This window comes from Bradyrhizobium sp. UNPF46, from assembly GCF_006658625.1.
In the GTDB taxonomy this organism is placed as follows: Bacteria; Pseudomonadota; Alphaproteobacteria; order Rhizobiales; family Xanthobacteraceae; genus Bradyrhizobium; species Bradyrhizobium nitroreducens.
Genome location: NZ_LFJB01000044.1, coordinates 14,791 through 32,645, shown reverse-complemented (window position 1 = coordinate 32,645; position 17,855 = coordinate 14,791). Strand labels below are relative to the sequence as shown.

The window sequence follows — 17,855 nt, the reverse complement described above, 5'->3', positions numbered from 1 at the left end:
TTGCGGCATGACGAGCCTGCAATTGTGCGCCTCGCGCTGATTTGCGATAAGGCGGCGTGAAGCAAATCGTCGCCTTCCTGCCGTTCGAATGGCCGAGTCGTGCCAAGCTCTTGAGCACGGCGGAGACGCTCGTCATCGGCACGGCCGGCGGCCTGGTGTTTCTCCTCGCCGGCCTGCCCGGCGGGCTGATCTCAGGCTCGATGATCGCGGTCGGGATCGCCGCCATCGCCGGCCGCCAATTGGCACTGCCGCCGCTGTTGACCCAGACCGTGCTGGTGCTGCTCGGCATTTCGCTGGGCTCGGTGGTCTCGCGCCATCTGCTGCAGCAGGTCGGGGCCTATCCCGTCACCATCGGGCTGCTTGCGCTTGCAACTTTCTGCTCGACCTTCGGCTCCAGCTATTACCTCCAGCGCGTCCATGGCTGGGACCGCACCTCGGCCTTCCTGGCCGGCAGTCCCGGCGCGCTGTCGCAGATCACGATCCTGGCGGTCGAGCGCGGCGCCGACCTGCCTGGTATCGCGGTGGTGCAGACCATGCGCGTCATCATCCTCACCGCGGCCCTGCCGATGGTGCTCGCGTTTGCAGGCGTCGCGCCTTCGGCCGCGCCGTCGCTGACGACGACGATCGCCTCGCCGCTCGATCTCGTGGAGCTGATCGGCGCCTCGCTCGCCATGGCGCTGCTCCTGCGGCTGATCAAGTTTCCGGCGAGCTGGATGTTCGGCGCCATGATCGCCTCCAGCGTGCTGCACGGCGCCGGCTGGGTCGAGGGCGGCCTGCCGGACTGGGTGCGCGGCGTGGCGCTGGTCGGGATCGGCGCGCTGATCGGCAGCCGGTTCGCGCGGATGCGAATCAAGACGCTCGCCGGCCACATCAACGCGGCGCTGGGCTCGTTCACGGTGGCGATCGCCGTCTCCGCCATCTTCGTCGGCATCGTCGCGCTCACCACGCAGGTGAAATTCTCCGACGTCGTCGTCGCCTTCGCGCCCGGCGCGATGGACGCCATGCTGGCGCTGGCGCTGACGCTGCACATCGACCCGATCTTCGTCGGGGCCCATCATCTGTCGCGTTTCGTGTTCGTGACGATCGCGACGCCCGGCATCGTGCATCTGTTCGGACGCACGCAGGACGACGTGGACGATTGAGCTTTAGCGCTTCGCCGTCCGGACAAATCCCCACCCGGCGATCGCAGCCATCAGCAGCGAGATCAGCACATTGTAGCCGGCGAGCGAGAGGCCGAGGAAGCGCCACTGCACCTCGTCGCAGCGCACCACCTTCACGGTGTCGAGCCGTGAAAAGAGATCACCGGCATTGCCGAGATTGACGACGGGACCGGTGCAATCGGTCGGCCCTTTCCAGAATCCCCATTCGACGCCGGAATGGTAGGTGCCGAGACCGGCATTGGCGAGCGTCACCAGCGCGAGGATCGCAAGCCCCGCCAGCAGCAGCGGCCGCGGCGCGCCGCTTCGAGCCGCAGCCGCCGTGAGCACACCGAGCGGGATTGCGAGGTAATAGGCGTAGCGCTGCTCCAGGCAGAGCGGACAGGGCAGGATCTCCAGCACCAGCTGGAAGAACCAGGCGCCCGCGATGGTGGCGGCCGCGATCAGCGTGACGAGCAGCGAGGCCGTCAGCGCGGGGCTCGCGGCCCCCGGCCTGAATGCAGGTATTGCGGCACTCTGGGTGGTCACGGCGGCCTCTTTCGCAGGTCTCTCGCCCCAAGGCTCTAGCTCCGGTCCATGCGGCTGTCGAGAACGGCCGGGATCACTTTGGCGCGGGTTGACCCCGCTTTGTCCATGGCTATAGTCCGCCGGCTTCGCGACGCTCCCTTCAAGGGCCGACCGAGGGCCCCTGTGGCGGAACTGGTAGACGCGCTCGACTCAAAATCGAGTTCCGCAAGGAGTGCTGGTTCGATTCCGGCCAGGGGCACCATTCACCTGTACCACCATTGTTCACCATTGCAGATTATGCCCGTATTTCAGGGCCTTCCTACGTTTTTACCCCTCCACCTTTGCACATGGTGACCTGTGACAGAACGGGTAACTCTGGGTAAGATTCTGGGTAGGTTCTTTTACACTCAGAGGAGTTACCGATGGCCCTCTCGGCATTCGCGATCGACCGGGCCAAGCCAAAACAGAAGCCCTACAAGCTCTCTGATGGTGACGGCCTGTATCTCTTCGTACAACCTAACGGCAGCAAGTGGTGGCGCTTCCGCTACCAGTTCGACCGCAAGGAGAAGATGCTTTCGTTCGGCACCTATCCCGAAGTCTCACTCGTCGCAGCGCGCGACAAACGGGCCGCCGCCCGCAAGCTGGTAGTTGAGGGTAAGGACCCCTCGGTTCAACGCAAGGAAGACAAAGCAGTAGCCGCTATCGCTGCGGCCAACACGTTTGGTGCAGCCGTCAAAGACTACCTCAAAAAACTCAAAGCTGAGGGCCGGTCGACGTCAACACTCGACAAGAACACATGGCTCTTAGAGGACTTGGCCGCTCCCCTTACGAAGCGACCTATCGCAGATATCAAGCCATACGAGATTCTGGTCATCCTCAAGGAAATTCAGGATGCCGGGAAGCGCGAGACCGCTACGCGGCTTAGAGGGACTATCGGCAGTGTGTTTCGCTACGCCATAGCCAATCTTAAGGCCGAGCAGGACCCTACTTATGCCCTGCGTGGTGCACTCCTTCAGCCACAAGTTACCCACCGAGCCGCTATCACGGACGAGGTGCAGCTTGGCGGCCTCATGCTTTCTGTCGAAGCATACAAAGGCCGTTCTGTTGTCGGCCCCGCACTTCAATTCATTGCTCTTACACTCTGTCGACCGGGCGAAGCCCGACTGATGCGCAAGAATGAGGTCAACTGGATCAAGTCCGTATGGACTATACCCGCTGACCGGATGAAGATGCGACGCGAGTTTCAGATACCACTCAGCAGGCAAGCTCTTGCGGTGCTTAGGGCTGTCTGGGACAAGTCATGCGACTTTGTATTCCCATCACAGTCATCGCTCTACAAGCCGATGAGCGACAACACCTTCAACAAGGCACTTCGCATCATGGGCTACGACGGCCAGATGCATGTCACGCACGGCTTCCGTACGTCGGCCGACACAATTATGAACGAACGCCACATGGCTCCGTTCGATGTGATCGAGGTTGCCCTGGCTCATCAGGAAGAGGATGAGAATCGACGCATCTATAACAGAGCACAGTATCTAGCCGAGCGTACCGTGCTGATGCAGCAATGGGCCGATCTTCTGGACCAATTTAAGCTGCAACATGAACAGGCCGCCTAGCGCGGCTTTTTTCTTGCGCCCGAGCGCGGTTGTCAAGCGGGTGCTCAACCGAAGACATCAATCGACTTGCACAATGCTGACGCCGGTAAAGCTGATTGGCGCTTGGCGTGTATCCCTACGTCTCTCCAAACAATTTTGGGAAATGCAATCTGTCGTACATAATCTTTTTTTCCGAGGTCGTAAGGCACTCTCTCGCCGCGGTCTTGTCCTCGAAATTGTTTTCTCTGCTTGCCAGGATTGCCCAAGACACTGCATACACGTCGAATCCGCCAAAATACTTCCGCAAGTCCTCTTTGATGCTGTTGCAGGCCTCAACCAGATCGCTCTTGTTTTTCTGAGACCCCAACTGCGCTAGGAACGTTCTCCGAATGTTGTCGTTCTTGTAAAGTTGCTCGATGCTCTGATTAGCTGGCGTCACGGCAGCCCGCAATATAGAGTTGGGATCGTCGCTGTACTGCGGATAATGACAATCACCATCCAAACTTAAAGAGATGATCGAGGGGATCACCGCCGCATAAGTTCGCACGCTATATGTCGTCGTCTGACCAGCATTGTCTACCTCGGCTGCGTAGGCGGCGACATTGCTTAAGGTGACAGCTATCCCGGGCAGAAATGCTACTGACTTAACCTTCTTCAGGCTCTCCATCGGCTCGAACTGTTCGCTTAGCGCCGTGGCGATGTCTTGAATGGGTTTGGTAACGCCTTCGATAGTTGCCGCCACAGCCTGTTGCTGCGGGAATGTGATGCCACCAGCCAGCCCTATGATGGAAGCTATTGAATTTATGATCTTTGCGAGGAACCCGGTGTTCACTTGCGTCTGCTTTGAACGATAGAATTCGAATTCCAGCTGGATCGCATTTGTGCTCTCAACGATTTCCATTCTTGGTGAGAGTGTAAAAATGCCCTCCTGCTCTACTGTACTAATAACTCTCCGATTTCCCGCCTGAATAGTTGTTGTTAGCAGCTCGAGCGAACCGCCTGTGCCTGTCTTAAAATGAGCAACAATCTGCTTTCCAAGTTCTACCCTCTTGGAGGCACCTGTGGTGCTATCAGGCACGTTCGCAAACGCTCCAACAGTAAAGAGATATTCCCTGTTTTCGGAAAATAGGCCGCTGTCGATAAGGGCCCTTCTGAAGCCGGCGAACCAATCGGCGGGGGCCTGCAGTTTATTTCCTGTACGCAAGTCGAAGAATATCTGACCGTAAGCTTCGCCGTAATTGTACGAACTCCCGGTTTTCAAATTTATTTTGACCGATCGTGCTCCATCAGAGTCATATGAGCGAGCAAAATCGCAGGTAGATACATTAGATGAACTCAGCGTCACTCGCGGCGACGCTGCTTTCGAAAACGAGCCTAGCAGGGTGAACCCAGTTACAACGGCAACTAGCGCTGTTCTTAACATCGTCATGAACCAACATAGCCTATTTGATGATTGGGGGAACGTTGCGGCTTGGATCACCTGCCTGACATGCGGCGGTCAGGCTGGCCGAAAGGACTGTGACCAAAAGTCTGAAACCGAGAGATCGGACGAGTTTCATGGTCCTGCTCATCGAATGCTGCTCGCTGGCTCAAGCTTGCGAATTACTGGGGGTACGTTGCCGCTGGGATCTCCTTCGATAGGATTACTATCTATGAAATTGTCGGCGACACTCCTGTTTACAGCTGCTGGGGGAGCGCCAATCGACGGAGAAATTATCGGCGGCGCCTTTCCGCTGAGATCGCCTACCTGCTCCCTAGCACGTTGTACGACCTTCGAAGCGGCGGTTTGAGCCTGTATTCTTATGGCTTCAGGGAAGTTGTGGCTCGCATCTCCGGCTGGACAGAAGGAGCCACTTAGTTCTTTCATGATCACACATTTCGAGGACGTGGGAAATTCATCATCCTCTCCCGCCATGCAGGAGGACCCAGACCAACCAATGCAGACCAGTGATATGACAATCAATTTCCGCCTGCTTCGCTCAATCATTCTATGCTCCGTTGGCTAGTTCAACGAACGATAGCTGTGGAATTTGGAGCCGCGCTCTCGTTCGGAAGCACCACGGTCGTAACAGCGCCCGTCGTGCCGGTGTAACCTCGCTGTTTGCCTCCAAGAACGGTGGTCCGGTCTCCACTTCTATCGACGAAGAAGCCGACATGGGGGTCATGGTTCGAATCACCGAATGCCGAGCGCTCGGCCCGCGCTAGGAAGCACGTTACGAATCACCGGAGGAACGCCTTTGCTCGGATCTCCTTGAATCGGATTGCCTTCCCTGGCCAGCTTTTCGGCGGCATCGACGATACTGTTCTTCGGTGCCTTTGGCTGAACAATCACCGGAGGCGCGTTGACGCTCGGATCGCCTTCCTGCTCGGTAGCACCTTTCGCTGTTTTCGAAACGCTAGCTTGAGCTTGTATTTGGAAGGGTGTTGGAACCTTGGGGCGGCTTACATCACCTTGTTGACACGTGATCATCCCGTCTTTGCCCTTTATGCATTCGGCATACCAACGAGCCTTAGGGTTCTCCGCTGCATAGGAGGCCCCAAACGAACAAACTCCGATTAGCGAGATTGCGATTAGCTTCCGCCTGCTCCTCTGGTTCATTTGAGGTTCTCCATAGCTAGCTCAAAGAACGGTAACTGTGGAATTTGAGAGCCGCGCTCTCTTTCGGAAGCACCACTGTCGTAACGGCGCCCGTTGTCCCGGTGTCACCCCGCTGGTTGCCTCCAAGGACGGTGATTCCGTCTGCACTTCTATCCACAAAAAATCCGACATGCCCGAAGCCTTTCTTTCCGTCATCTCCCCATTTCGAAAAGACGACGATATCGCCTGGCTTCGGATTGTCGGTTGGGTCTCCGTACTTACGAAAGCTTCCGGAGAGAGCACTCAGCGTTCCCTTCCGAGATGCAAGATAAAGACAAAAGTTCACAAATGCCGCGCACCACGACGTCTGGTCCCCATCCGACGGGAGAGTGTTCGTCAACGAAAAGAAGCCTACGATTACCGGATTTGCCCGTTTGGCCCATTCCGCCCGGTACAGTTCATCGTCGCCGTTCTTGTTCGGGAGCGCCTCAAAATATCGCGCAACGGCGAGTGGGTCAGTGCCTCTTGGTGCGTTGATTAGGAGGCGAAAGGCAGTTGCAACCTCCTCAGGCCGAGATGGATCGCTTCCAACAAGGTGCCCAGAAGTTTTTCCCGCGCCAGATCGAATTTCCGGCCCAAATTCAGGGTCGTCCTCGGGTCCGACGAAGCCGAACCGCGTTGCTATATTTCCCGACGTTGTCGTTTGTGCTCGGACCGGTAACGGAGTGGCCGTCGCCAGCGTGAGAGCGGCCAACAGCAATCTGCGCCGAACTAGCATTATTACCTCCGATCTTTGCAATAGGTGATCTGCCCATACCCGGCGCTGAGCGAAATCCGCACGGTGGCCTTGCCCACTTCGCAGGCGAAAATGCCGGTGCTTGAAACCGATTGGCATCGTGGTTGAGGCGTTCCAGCTATGGTCACCGCAGGTCGAGGCCTTCCAAATCGCTCTTCGTCAAAGGCTGTCAGCGTCAGTGTTCCGGCATCTACGTTTAGGTCGAATTCGCTAGGACCACCCACGATTCCCTCGACGCAATCTCTATGCGGCGCCGATACATTTTCGGCACTTTGAAATTGCTTTAGCCAATCAGAATGACGATCAAGCCTGACAAAATAGGACCGTCGATTGTCAGTTGAATCGCAATTTTGGACTGAGGATGGCGCGTAGTAAGATGCCAGCCCGATCAACGAGCCCACTCCCGACGGACCATATGCCAACAAGGGTGAACCCGAATCGGCCGGACACAGCGATGTTGTCTGCTTCGGTCCACTTGAAGCTGGCAGCGAGTTGTACCAGATACACATTGTGTCAGCCGCTGCCTCTGGACAGCTGCCGCTATCTTCTAGCGGCCGCGGCTGACCAGATATGATCTCTGCGCCCTCTTGATGCGCGATGTTCGACTTGAAGCCTATTTTTTCAGCTCCTTTCTTGAAGGCCAGCGAACCGAATCCGACAAGAAGGTTACGCACATCGTCCTTTGGTGCAGCAATCGAGGTACCTGCACCGGGGATAGAGCCACTTAGGGTCGCCACTCCGATGTCAGCGACATCCTTTGTCGCATCAATCTCAATCGCCGGCGAAACGTACTTGGGATTGATCTCTGGCAAACCAGCGACGTCATAAATGCCATAGGCGGGAAAGAAGAGCTTGTATGAAATCTTGCCGAACGTGGGGCTTGCCTTACACGCAGACGCGTTGACAAAGTACACTTCACCGTCCTCACAGAAACAGTGTGCTGCGGTGAGAAATTTAGTCGGCGAGATAAGAACGCCCGAACAAGACCAAGCTTTCTGACTTACACCATCTCGTTCACGAAATGCGATTAGCCTGCCCGCTGAGAGTATCTGCGACGTGGAGGGAAACATTCCAAGATCGCCAGAATCACTCACGAAGGACTTAGCTCGGTCCCGCCAGTCGACTAATGCATCCCAGTACTTTTTTGCATTATCGCCATCCGCTGCCCACGCGTATGAAATAAAACCAAGTGCCACAAGCCAAACTAAAAAGGACCTAATACAAATTATTCGGCCTACTCCGAGTGCCTTGCTCAAGATCCGGCATCGGAGTCCTGGCCAGCATCTCGCAGCCATAGCCAGCCTCCCAATCCGAGGTTGCAGTATTTGCCGCCCCCAACCGAATTGCAAGCCCGAACGCATGGGTCCCGCGACTAAAATACATGCTGCCGCATTGCACAACCTCTATGCGAATGTCGTTGCGAGAGGAGGCCACGTGAACTAGCCTACTCTTGCGGCCGTTAACCCGAGCCGTGGCCACTGGCTCTTTCATAGGAGCTAGTGCCATGGAAGACGTAACGGTTGTTGATCTCAAAGGGCTTCGGAAGCTGGGTATTCACTACTCACGCACGCACCTCAAGAGATTGATGGTTGTCGGAAAATTTCCAAAGTGGTTCTCACTTTGTGATGATCCGAAGTCTCGGCGAGTCTGGTGGCTACGAGAGATCGTGGCTTACCTGAACCGTCGTGGAGGCAACAAGTAACCGCACAGGGCCTCCTATCGGAGGACGGAAAAGCCGGGGTCCAACCCGGCTTTTCTGTATGCTTACAGCTCTACTCTCTCTAAGCATATCGCTGCGCAGCGAAAAACGCTGCGATAACAACACTTCCGCCTGTTTCCGCGATGGCTTATCAGCCCCGACCTTTCGCCTTTTTCTCTGCCTTGATCTAGCGAGCGGCAGCCCCGTGGCCTGTATAGCCAGGAGGACGCAAAAGCCGAAAGGTCGGCGCTGTGCGCACGACGGAAACAAGGCGGTCACTGTTGCCACTACATGCGCGCGAGCGTGCTACCATTGGTGTCGCGGTCACCGTGACCGCGACACCTTTTCTACTCGACAGTGCCGCGCTCGGCATAGGCGCGCAGCACTGTCGTGATACCATTACAGTGGACGCACATTTTAGGGCTGGCGCCGGCATCCTGACACGCGCGGGCTCTACATGCGTCAGCCCATGAACGTCGCGATCGTTGGAGCAGGTGACAAAACAGAAGTCATCATTTCCACACTACAACTTAACACCCCGTTTTTGCTTATCGACGACGGGCCAATAATCGACGCTCTCACCATCCCACTTTTAGAGAGCGTCACCACACCGAGCCGTCCTCGGGTTTTGTATTTCGATCACAAACACCATTCCTTTAATCCACTGACGGGCATTGACTATCTTAAGGCCCGCGAATTCATCGAAATCGTAGACGCCATTTTCCCACAAGGCGAAAACACGCTGACTCGCAAGAATTCCAATGCAGTCATTCTTTCGGCGCTTCTCAAGCGACCTCGAAATCTGCGGACTCTGATCCGCCGCGGTCGTGATCCTGCCTCCCTCGACGCGCACCAAAAGATCGAGACTCTAATGCTGTCTCCCGTCCTCAGTCGAGTTTTATCTAACCCGATCAATTTTTCGCTGCGCGCGACGGTTCTTGCGCGGCTTGACCGCGCCGAGCTAGGCGATTTTGACGCCTTCGTGCTCGCGTCCTTGCTCATCGGCCAGTACCCTGGACAGATTGTGATCCCCGATTTTGGATTTTATGGCCGAGACCTACACACCAGCCTGATCCGCCAAGGCCGGCTCGTTGCCGGTGTAAATTTTCTATCCGAAGTGCCGCGCAAGATGCGAGACGCCTTGCTAACGGCCAGGAACAAGATTGTCTTTCGAACCAATCCAAGCGATGCCGAGACCCTACTCCCCTACTTTCACACCTCCATGTTCATGGGAAGCGAGCGACGCTCCATAACCAAGCCGCAGCAAATTATGGAGTTGGCAGACGGCGAGTATCTGGTAGTTTGATCAACTTACGCGATACATTTGTTATGAGTACAGATGCCGTTTTACCGACCTTAAGTGCCTAACGACATGGAGGGGCCGTGTCCTCAATCTTGTTGGTGCTGATTATCTTCTTTGCCGGCTTTGCCCTCGCTGCTGCAATCGCCTATTTTCTTGTTCGGCACTTCATGCAGTTTCTTCCCAATGGGCCAGCGGCGCAAACTGCTGCCGATCAGTTTCACTACAACGCACGTTTATCTCTTTTGAAGGCAGCAGCGTGGGGCAGCGCCATTGCCGGGGCGGTTGCCGCAGCACTTTTCGTGGCTCTCCTATACAACATCATTCCTGATAGATCCTCCAAAGCGCCGACTGCTGAAGAACGTGTGGCCGCAATGCCAACGGCCCCGTCGCGCCAATCCGAGATCTGGGGTCTCAGCCCTGTCATACCTCCAGCAACCACCACCTCGTCGCAACCTTATCCGGTGGACGAGCGGCTACTTCATGTCGACTGCGCTCACCCATTCACTATTCTGGTCCGAAACTTTAAGCCAAACGAACGCGTCTACTTGCCTCAGCGATGTGATGTTCAAGTAACAGCACTGCAAGGTGGTGTAACGATCTCGACTGCACAAGGAGAAATGGTTGCAGCCACTGATTTCCTGGCAAGCCAAATGCTCTATGTATCTGGCAGCTACGCCCAGCAAAGAGGCTCTATGCCGGCGGAAATTCGGATGCGAATTATTCCTCGGAGCTTTTGCCCGCCTGGTTTCGAGTGGAATTATGACCGTAGCGCCTGCACGGACTGCGCGGTCGAACCCACCTCTATGTATTGTCAGTACCGAAAACTTCCTCGATGAGGGTTGATTACTTCACAGAAGATGTACCGGGCACCACGGGTGTCCGTGTGCTAGTGCGCCTTTCCGAGATCACAGAAGAAGAGCACGTGCTTTTTGATAAGCATCGGATGCTCGACCTAGAGATCGCCGGCCAAACAGACGCTCCCACACTTACGTTTGGCGACTTCTACGGATATGAAAAAGCTCACTCGATCTTGTTGCACCGGAATAGCGCATACCAAGCAGAGCTCCTGATACAATCGCTCAAGAAGGGATTCAAACAATTCGAATGGTTCATGCGCCAGAATCGACGATTAGTCGGCGTCGAGCCGGAGCCACTCCCCTTCAACTTCTTCGATAGTGCACGGTTTGAGCATACATGGATCAGAGCCGAGAGTGGCTGGGGCAAGACCTCCCTTCTCTCCGCGCTGATTGCCCAGGATCTGCTCAAGGTAAAAGACGGAGAGTGCAGCCTCCTCATCATAGACAGCCAGGACGAGCACTTAGGCCAATACCTGCCGCACATGGTCGATTTCGCTCCCGGCGGCGACCTGCATGGGAAGCTCGTCTACTTCGAACCTGACATCGAACATCCGTTGGCCCTCAACATCTTCGACTTCGAGCGCTACCATAGACTGTCCAGGAACGACCAATTGTCAGCGCTGGAGACAGCCCACGAGATGCTTTCCTTCTTCATCGGGGCAACCATTGGCGTCCCGAGCGGGCACATGAAGAACATCATTGGCTTTGCGCTTCGCGCGTTGGCGCTGATTCCGAACGCCACGGTGTTCACATTCAAGGAGCTATTGGTGCAAGGCCGGCTTAAGAACTTGATGAAGGAGCACAAACAACTCAACCAGCTCGACGACGCAGCAAAGCGCTTCCTACTGACCGACATGTTCGGCGGCAACTACGGCCCCAGCGTCGGAGCGGTCGCATCCCGCTTGGACGCATTCGACCAAAACGCTTACCTTCAAGCTTGTTTCTCTCAACCGAAGAATAAGCTCAATCTGTATGAACTTCTCAGAGAGTCCCACGTCATCGTCATAAACACCAAGGAGAGCGTCCTTCGAGACAACATGCCGATCTTCGGCCGGTACTTTCTTGCGTTGCTCTTGGGCGTCGTGCGCACGCGTACCGGAGGAGGCCTCCCCTGCCACTGCTTCATAGACGAAGCGTGGCAATACATCGCCGAGGAGCCGATCGTCGCCAACCTTATTGCTACTGCGCGACGTCAAAAGATCGGATTCACGTTCGCCCAACAGTTTCGGAGCCAGATATCCAACGCGCTTGTCAACAAAGCGCTTCAGACTTGTGGCGTACAAATTGAACCAGCCAAAACGCAATATCATTGGAACGTGCAGGTCAGAAAAGGCGAGCTGCAGGAGATCACTCCACCCTATGTCAACTTCGAACGCGAACCGCAAATGACCCCGAAACATTGGCAAGCCATCATGGACGACATGTATGGTCGGTTCAGCGCCGAGCCACCAAGGTCTAAGAACGACCAAGACCTCCCAGACGCCATCTAAGAATATTTTTTAGTGGGGTGCACACAGTTGCACCTGATAGCCGCGCAGATTTTTCGCGAGATACAATGATTGATATATCTCGCGTATGGAAACTCTGGCGATCAAACGCAGGCGCTTTAGCGCTTTCTATCCCGGCGAAAAGCCGCAGTTGACACTTGCGCCTGATAGCCGCGTTCATCTTGCAATTTTGGACGCGATGCAGGACTACGACATCCTGCCAAGCTCCTACGTCAAGTCCCTATTTTCGAGCGACGGTTACATTCGGCAGCGGCTGACCGAGCTCCAAAAAGGCCACTACATCGGCGTGCCGGAAGGCTGGTCGCACCCTGAAAAGCGACACCGCGTTCGTCCGCTCGAGGTATGGCCACGCGGCTTTCAATACCTAGGAGATCGCGTCAAGAAGCGCACTCGCGGCAACGATCACGTCAACCACAAATATCTCCGCAGCGTAATCGAGTTTCATCGAGACCGCCTCGCCGGCAAGGTGACCTCTTTGCAGGTTTCACCAATTGATCTTGGCCAACGCATGCTCGTCCCGGACAATGTCTGGATGATCGAGTATTCCGATATTGAAAAGGCAACAATGTACTTCCTCCAAGAGGACGACACCGGGACCGAACGTTTGCGCGGGCACGAGCGCTTTGAGTTTGGCCGAAAGTCGCTCCGCACGATGCTGCAGAACTACGTGCAGTACTTTGACGACCGGTTGTATGAAAGGCACTTCCCCACCGTATCTGTGCTGATCCATACGACCAAGCACGACCGAGCGCATGAGACGATACCTGACCTCATCCGGGAAGTTGTGCCTGAGCGCTGGCAACCCCGCGTTCTCATCATGGGTATTCCAGACTTTCTTTCGGAGCCCTTGTTGCTGCCCGAACCCAACGACAACATGCTTGCCAGCGACTACATACGCCTTCGCAATGGCGAGCTAGAGCGCTTCAACATCATGGAAACCCTAAAGGCAACCGAACTGCGCAAAAGGAGGTGAGATAGTTGATCGACAAGGAAAAGCTTACACGTCTCGTCGAACTCAAGCAGACACTTGATGACACCGAGGCAGAGATTGCCGCGATCCTCGGCGGTGAGGTGGTGAAGCAGAAGCGCCACCGCAGAACGAAGGCAGAGATTGAAGCTGATAAAGATAAGCTGCCACAAACCCACCTCTGAAAGATAGACCCCGCGTAAGCGGGGTCTATCCTCCGCGATTGTTGCGGCGGGTGCCGTGATATCTCGTCTCCCAGAGGCGCTCTCAACGCCGGCAGCGACTGAGCTACGAACGTCAATCGCGCCCCCTGCTAATTGACAGTTGCGAATGTAGCAGAAGGTATTGCCTCGTCACGAACTTCATGGATCTTGATCGGGCGCGGAACACCGTTCGTAGGAAACACCTCCGGGGTGATTCCAGCGGTCTTCATCATCTGCGCTATCGTATTACAATAGCCCACCTCTTTGGGCTTCGCATTTGCACAGATTCGAGAAGCATTTACCACAGACCCGCCGATCGCTCGAACACCTCTCCAAGAGTAGAGCCAGACAGCTCTATCGGCAAAAAGGCCAATCGCGCACCCGAGCCCGTCCAAATTCAACCGCAAGTATTGTTGGTAGTCGCTACACAGGCGGGTGGTCATTATCGAAATTGACTTGGCAGCGACGAGAGCATCTCTAAGGGCGGACACATCCTCGACGTTCTCTCCGTTGACGAAATGGCCGACCACTCCGTCGCCCGTCTCCTTATCGAAGTATCCACCATTTTCAGTTATAGCTTCCCGAGCCCCTTCGACTGCTCGGTCTATGAAACCCGCGAATTGCGGTTGATCGCGCGTAAGTAACATGGCCGACGACGAATTTCTAATATCCATGACCAATGAGATTGTTGCGATCTGCTTCGGAATCGCAATTCCGTTTTTCAGCTCTAGGGACTTCTGCCACGGCCAAACAAACGGCACTTCACGCTCGCTTATCAAATCGAAGCAATTTGGAGAAAAGAATTGTTCGAACAATATTTCAGCCGACGCATCTATCTTAAGCACGCTCTTTGGTATTCGTTCAAAGAAACGGTGCGCCTGACTGCAGATCCTGAAGCCGAGTTCGCTACGATCTAAGAGATACGCGCGCACATTGATATCCGGCCTATAGGTCTGGCGAATCTCCTTCAGCTCGTAAATGAAGATAAAGCCGTTACCTGCGTAAATCTCGGCCGGTCTATCTTCGACCCACCTTAATCCGACATATTTGATGGGGCTTGTATCGGCACAATTCGTGATTTCGCGCGAAAGAATGGCGCTCCTTGCAGAAACAAACCTTTCGAAATGCGGCTTGAAGCGCCTCAGATAATACCCAAACCTCCCGAGCCCTTCCGCATCTCTATCGTTGAACTGATTCCGATCACCCCAAAAGAAAATCAACCTCATACTTGGAAATGAAACACACCAAGCCGCGCTGAGATTGATTATTGCACTCTCCAAGAAGAGTGCATCGAGTTCCTGGCTTTGGAAATCGTCTGGTCGCTTTAGATTTCCTGCCCGTTCGAATGAAAACCAACCATCGGTCACTTCAGTTGCCCTTCGATTTTTTCGAATAGAAACTGGAGAAGCTTGCCATTTTCCTTCTTGGCAAAGCCGGAAAGTTCGCAATCCTCAGCCACTCGCTCGGGATAGGCAGAGAAGTAGCGCCAATTTTCTCGTTTGTGCTCTCCCTCCCGGAAAATCCTCAATACGTCATCTAGGATTGAAACGAAATGTCCGGTCTCGTTGCTCCTCATGATATCGACAATGACCACGTCGTCCTTAGTAACGTGAGACTGCAGCGAAACGATTGTAGTAACGAGCACGTACTCGAACACCACGATGTCCTTGAGAGTGACGCGAATCCTGGCCGGATCGTCGCTGGTTGGATGCTCTTCCTCAGTTAAGTCGAGGTCTATTTGCCGTCCCGGCGGCAACCAATCGAACACTCGGTCATGCAACCGGTGAGCGATCGACCGTCCTTTCGGCCACTCGTCCTCAAAGTGGTAAATCTTCACGCAGCAATGCCCTTTCCTTTTAGCCCTAACTCGAAAAAGAAAGTCGTGCGAGCAACAGTTCCTCTTTCGTCGATAGGATCCGACGTGAAATTAAAAATGGCACCTTCGTCGTGAGCCCGGAGTATCCTCTGCGTAACCGCTAGGCCCAGTCCGGTCCCTGGCCGGCGCGTCGCGACAGATTGCCGGAAGGACCGAACCCAAGGATGAAATATCTTGTCCCGGTCTTCCTCACTGATCGGGACGCCCTCGTTTTGGATCTCGGCTCGGAACCGGTCCGCAGTATAGATGAGTTCAATATGCAACCACTTGTCCTGAAAAGAATACTTGATCGCGTTGTCAATTAGGTTGAAGAAAACAATCTTTATGAACTCTTGGTCAGCCGAGATGAGATGAGAACCCACTGCGTTCTTATCAAACGAAGTTCGTATACCTCTTCTTCGGAGCTCTCCCTGCACCAGATCGAGTACCGAAACAACGACAGCTGCCGGATCGACATCCGCCCATCGTACGGCGTTCTTGTCAAACGTCTCGAGTAAATAGCGAGGTGCATCAGCTAGGCCATATGCTTCATTCAGCCAGAGAAGAGCGTCCTGAACGGCCGTTTGCATCGTTGGTGTGGCCAACAGACGAGCCAACTTTGTCGGCATTGAGGAGAAGAGTCGGACACGCTGAGCGACAAGCTCAAGCTCGGAGACGGCGGCGGAAAGTGACCCGCGGATCACATGTCTGATTTGGGCCTGCGTCGCATTATGATACTCACGAAAATCAATGACGCCGAACGCCGTTCTGACGTATTCCACGATCATTTCTAGAATTTGGGCGGAGGCACTTTGAATACAGTCCTGCCGAAACGCGAATACAATTCTTTGCTGAGTGCGATATTCCGTGTGAATACGAAATGCTAAACACCACAACTGCGCCCCTTCGTCGGCCCGTGCAATGCACGCCTCATTGTCACGAGCAACATCTATGACACGCCGATTTAATTTTCCCAGATGGAAGAGTGACGGGTAATATTCCGCCATATCTGTGTCGGATGGCTCCGACAGTAGCGCTACGCCGAACAGACTCGGCAGATATCGCTTAGATAACTCACCTAGCCACTCCAGTGTGAAGTCAGAGATTGCTTGGTCGTCTAATTCGTTGGAGATTTGCCTAAGTTTATCAGAAAGTCCCATGAAAGGTAGGTGCGCCCCCAAGAGAGACACCAAGTTTTTTCCGATCTGGAGATCGGTATAGCTAAAGTCTTCACCCAGGTATTCCAGATTTTCTTTGCCGATCAAAAAAATGAGGTACTGCGCAAAGCTCGCATCGCGCCCAGAAAGAACGTCGACGGCATGAGTATGGCACGGCAACAACATCCAAGCCGACGCTCCGACAATACCCTGGATGCTGCTCGTCAGCGCTCCAGAATAAGTGTGGCTACGAACTACCAAAGACGCCCTTTGCAGGCGATCCGCCTCTGAACGCTCGAACTTGGTGATTGGTGAGGGTGGCGTCGACTCGTGGTATTCGGCAACGAGCTCATAAGCGCCGCCTATCTGTTCGTAAAGCAAGATCGTTTTTGCACGTACGTAGTGAGCCAGAACTGAACATAGCTTTGGCTTGTCGGCTGAGCTCTCGACCTCATGCAGCATCTTGCTTATAGCCTGAGACAACCGTTCGTGACGCGACCGCGTCGTCTGGACTGAAAAAAATCTAAAAGCGATCTGAAGTTTGACTTGGCTCAAATGATCTAGTGGCGTGGGTCTCGGTTTAAAAACCACAGCGATACCCACATCATCGGATTCCAACTTACAGTCGTCGGCGCTGCAGTCTCGATGGTCGCTAAGCCGGTAAACAATCGGCCGAGAATAGTTTCTTATGGCAGCGATTTTTTCCAATTCGGCACGCGCACGTGCAAACGATAGAAGATCCCCTTCCGCTAACAATATCAATCTGCGCTGCAAGCTGGATCGAATTGAAATCTCGCCGGCGATATACGATAACGTCAAAAAGCTCTTCTGATGCTCATCCCTATCAAGCAAGTAAACAATCACAACGCTGCCAGGTCCAACAACGCCGCTCAACAGCTGCAAGAACTCCTGACGAGACCAGGAACCTCCGTGGTTGTCATAGTCAATGTTCACCGGCAATTGCGATATCCAGACTTGCAGTTTGGAAAGATCGCTATCCGGGTTGTCGGCCATTTGTAACCGTCGCTCTCTTCAAGGGATTAAGTATTTTGACAAAGGAATAGCCCACGAAATTATCCATCCGGCCATCACGAAAATAGACACATATCGGAGCACCGCAAACTTTCGAGCGGCGATTCTTGCAATGACATGTATTTGCCCAGCGATACTTCTCGCCCTCGGTAGCTCGTCGTCAGCTATCTTCAGTTGGCAAGCCTGAAGCCAACTTTCGCTGGATTCGAAATTGGCGATGTCGAGAAAATAGTACAACTCAATTGGCGTCTTCTTGGGCACCAAGCAATCCCACCAGCTCTTGGTAGCGAGTTGAGGGAAGGCAGCAGCCACCGACACCACCAGCGCAACAATCATTGCTAGATTCATTAAGCGGATGTCTCCTCCACCGAGGACACGTCCTTCATGCGCCAGAAGCACGCTCCCGCTATTCAACAAACCTAGAATGCCCACCAAGATTCCGACGAAAAACGTGAGCTTGGTTTCAGCAAAGCGATTGCAGGCGTTGATCTCTCGCCACACATTTAACAACTCGGACAAGCTATTTCCCCCCGAAATGGCGCAACAAACTATAGCTCGCGCTGGTTGCCAAGCAACAATTTGCGCTCGTAGAGGGGGCATGGTATAAAAATACCGCATCTGTTGACCTCAGCCGCCCG

Annotated in this window: 16 protein-coding genes, 1 tRNA gene and 1 pseudogene; 8 read left to right on the top strand and 10 right to left on the bottom strand. The window is 54.5% G+C overall.

What is annotated here, in order from left to right:
- The first annotated feature begins 56 nt into the window (after positions 1 to 56).
- Complete coding sequence (locus UNPF46_RS18280; RefSeq protein ID WP_142250924.1) at positions 57 to 1,142, top strand: AbrB family transcriptional regulator; 1,086 nt, start codon at positions 57 to 59, stop codon at positions 1,140 to 1,142.
- 3 nt (positions 1,143 to 1,145) lie between these two features.
- On the opposite strand, the gene UNPF46_RS18275 is transcribed toward UNPF46_RS18280, so the two are convergent.
- Positions 1,146 to 1,685 carry a disulfide bond formation protein B gene (locus UNPF46_RS18275; RefSeq protein ID WP_142250923.1) on the bottom strand — a complete coding sequence of 180 codons (540 nt, stop codon included), beginning with the start codon at positions 1,683 to 1,685 and terminating at the stop codon, positions 1,146 to 1,148.
- Positions 1,686 to 1,841: 156 nt separating this feature from the next.
- On the opposite strand from UNPF46_RS18275, the gene UNPF46_RS18270 reads away from it, so the two are divergent.
- A tRNA-Leu gene (locus tag UNPF46_RS18270) sits at positions 1,842 to 1,926 on the top strand.
- 160 nt (positions 1,927 to 2,086) lie between these two features.
- Positions 2,087 to 3,283, top strand: coding sequence for a tyrosine-type recombinase/integrase (locus tag UNPF46_RS18265; RefSeq protein ID WP_142250922.1), 1,197 nt, complete (start codon positions 2,087 to 2,089; stop codon positions 3,281 to 3,283).
- Between the two features lie 115 nt (positions 3,284 to 3,398).
- Here the strand turns inward: UNPF46_RS18265 and UNPF46_RS18260 are convergent, their stop codons facing one another.
- The 5 genes and pseudogenes from UNPF46_RS18260 to UNPF46_RS38705 all read right to left on the bottom strand — a co-directional run.
- On the bottom strand, positions 3,399 to 4,691 hold the full coding sequence (locus UNPF46_RS18260; RefSeq protein ID WP_142250921.1) for a hypothetical protein: 1,293 nt from the start codon (positions 4,689 to 4,691) through the stop codon (positions 3,399 to 3,401).
- Positions 4,692 to 5,435: 744 nt separating this feature from the next.
- On the bottom strand, positions 5,436 to 5,861 hold the full coding sequence (locus UNPF46_RS18255; RefSeq protein WP_142250920.1) for a hypothetical protein: 426 nt from the start codon (positions 5,859 to 5,861) through the stop codon (positions 5,436 to 5,438).
- A 16-nt stretch (positions 5,862 to 5,877) separates the two neighbouring features.
- Positions 5,878 to 6,618, bottom strand: a complete 741-nt coding sequence (locus UNPF46_RS38710; protein ID WP_502705493.1) for a TIGR02594 family protein — start codon at positions 6,616 to 6,618, stop codon at positions 5,878 to 5,880.
- Between the two features lie 2 nt (positions 6,619 to 6,620).
- On the bottom strand, positions 6,621 to 7,550 hold the full coding sequence (locus UNPF46_RS18245; RefSeq protein ID WP_246668688.1) for a hypothetical protein: 930 nt from the start codon (positions 7,548 to 7,550) through the stop codon (positions 6,621 to 6,623).
- Between the two features lie 9 nt (positions 7,551 to 7,559).
- Positions 7,560 to 7,706 (bottom strand): annotated as a pseudogene (locus tag UNPF46_RS38705) (trypsin-like serine protease); the annotation flags it as partial.
- 1,098 nt (positions 7,707 to 8,804) lie between these two features.
- On the opposite strand from UNPF46_RS38705, the gene UNPF46_RS18240 reads away from it, so the two are divergent.
- The 5 genes from UNPF46_RS18240 (at position 8,805) to UNPF46_RS37550 (ending at position 13,155) form a co-directional block, all read left to right on the top strand.
- Complete coding sequence (locus UNPF46_RS18240; protein WP_142250917.1) at positions 8,805 to 9,641, top strand: hypothetical protein; 837 nt, start codon at positions 8,805 to 8,807, stop codon at positions 9,639 to 9,641.
- A 77-nt stretch (positions 9,642 to 9,718) separates the two neighbouring features.
- The gene (locus UNPF46_RS18235; RefSeq protein WP_142250916.1) at positions 9,719 to 10,474 is read left to right on the top strand and encodes a hypothetical protein; all 756 of its coding nucleotides are present in this window, start codon (positions 9,719 to 9,721) and stop codon (positions 10,472 to 10,474) included.
- The gene (locus UNPF46_RS18230) at positions 10,471 to 11,985 is read left to right on the top strand and encodes a type IV secretory system conjugative DNA transfer family protein (protein ID WP_142250915.1); all 1,515 of its coding nucleotides are present in this window, start codon (positions 10,471 to 10,473) and stop codon (positions 11,983 to 11,985) included. The genes UNPF46_RS18235 and UNPF46_RS18230 overlap by 4 nt, the downstream gene beginning before the upstream one ends.
- An 85-nt stretch (positions 11,986 to 12,070) precedes the next feature.
- Positions 12,071 to 12,976, top strand: coding sequence for a hypothetical protein (locus tag UNPF46_RS18225; RefSeq protein WP_142250914.1), 906 nt, complete (start codon positions 12,071 to 12,073; stop codon positions 12,974 to 12,976).
- A 5-nt stretch (positions 12,977 to 12,981) separates the two neighbouring features.
- Complete coding sequence (locus tag UNPF46_RS37550; RefSeq protein WP_181769996.1) at positions 12,982 to 13,155, top strand: hypothetical protein; 174 nt, start codon at positions 12,982 to 12,984, stop codon at positions 13,153 to 13,155.
- A 128-nt stretch (positions 13,156 to 13,283) separates the two neighbouring features.
- Here UNPF46_RS37550 and UNPF46_RS18220 read toward each other — a convergent pair whose 3' ends face one another.
- Genes UNPF46_RS18220 through UNPF46_RS18205 form a run of 4 tightly spaced genes read right to left on the bottom strand, consistent with a single transcriptional unit; the run spans position 13,284 to position 17,736 of the window.
- Positions 13,284 to 14,540: a hypothetical protein gene (locus UNPF46_RS18220; RefSeq protein ID WP_142250913.1), complete on the bottom strand. Its 1,257-nt coding sequence runs from the start codon at positions 14,538 to 14,540 to the stop codon at positions 13,284 to 13,286.
- Positions 14,537 to 15,010, bottom strand: coding sequence for a hypothetical protein (locus UNPF46_RS18215; RefSeq protein WP_142250912.1), 474 nt, complete (start codon positions 15,008 to 15,010; stop codon positions 14,537 to 14,539). Before UNPF46_RS18215 ends, UNPF46_RS18220 begins: the two co-directional genes overlap by 4 nt.
- The gene (locus tag UNPF46_RS18210) at positions 15,007 to 17,199 is read right to left on the bottom strand and encodes an ATP-binding protein (RefSeq protein ID WP_142250911.1); all 2,193 of its coding nucleotides are present in this window, start codon (positions 17,197 to 17,199) and stop codon (positions 15,007 to 15,009) included. Before UNPF46_RS18210 ends, UNPF46_RS18215 begins: the two co-directional genes overlap by 4 nt.
- Positions 17,200 to 17,217: 18 nt before the next feature.
- Positions 17,218 to 17,736, bottom strand: coding sequence for a Pycsar system effector family protein (locus UNPF46_RS18205; RefSeq protein WP_142250910.1), 519 nt, complete (start codon positions 17,734 to 17,736; stop codon positions 17,218 to 17,220).
- Between the last annotated feature and the right edge of the window lie 119 nt (positions 17,737 to 17,855).

Coding starts and splice junctions, on each gene's coding strand:
- UNPF46_RS18265 (WP_142250922.1), top strand. CDS start 2,087: ATGGCCCTCTCGGCATTCGCGATCGACCGGGCCAAGCCAAAACAGAAG.
- UNPF46_RS18260 (WP_142250921.1), bottom strand. CDS start 4,691: ATGACGATGTTAAGAACAGCGCTAGTTGCCGTTGTAACTGGGTTCACC.
- UNPF46_RS18255 (WP_142250920.1), bottom strand. CDS start 5,861: ATGAACCAGAGGAGCAGGCGGAAGCTAATCGCAATCTCGCTAATCGGA.
- UNPF46_RS38710 (WP_502705493.1), bottom strand. CDS start 6,618: ATGCTAGTTCGGCGCAGATTGCTGTTGGCCGCTCTCACGCTGGCGACG.
- UNPF46_RS18240 (WP_142250917.1), top strand. CDS start 8,805: ATGAACGTCGCGATCGTTGGAGCAGGTGACAAAACAGAAGTCATCATT.
- UNPF46_RS18230 (WP_142250915.1), top strand. CDS start 10,471: ATGAGGGTTGATTACTTCACAGAAGATGTACCGGGCACCACGGGTGTC.
- UNPF46_RS18225 (WP_142250914.1), top strand. CDS start 12,071: ATGGAAACTCTGGCGATCAAACGCAGGCGCTTTAGCGCTTTCTATCCC.
- UNPF46_RS18210 (WP_142250911.1), bottom strand. CDS start 17,199: ATGGCCGACAACCCGGATAGCGATCTTTCCAAACTGCAAGTCTGGATA.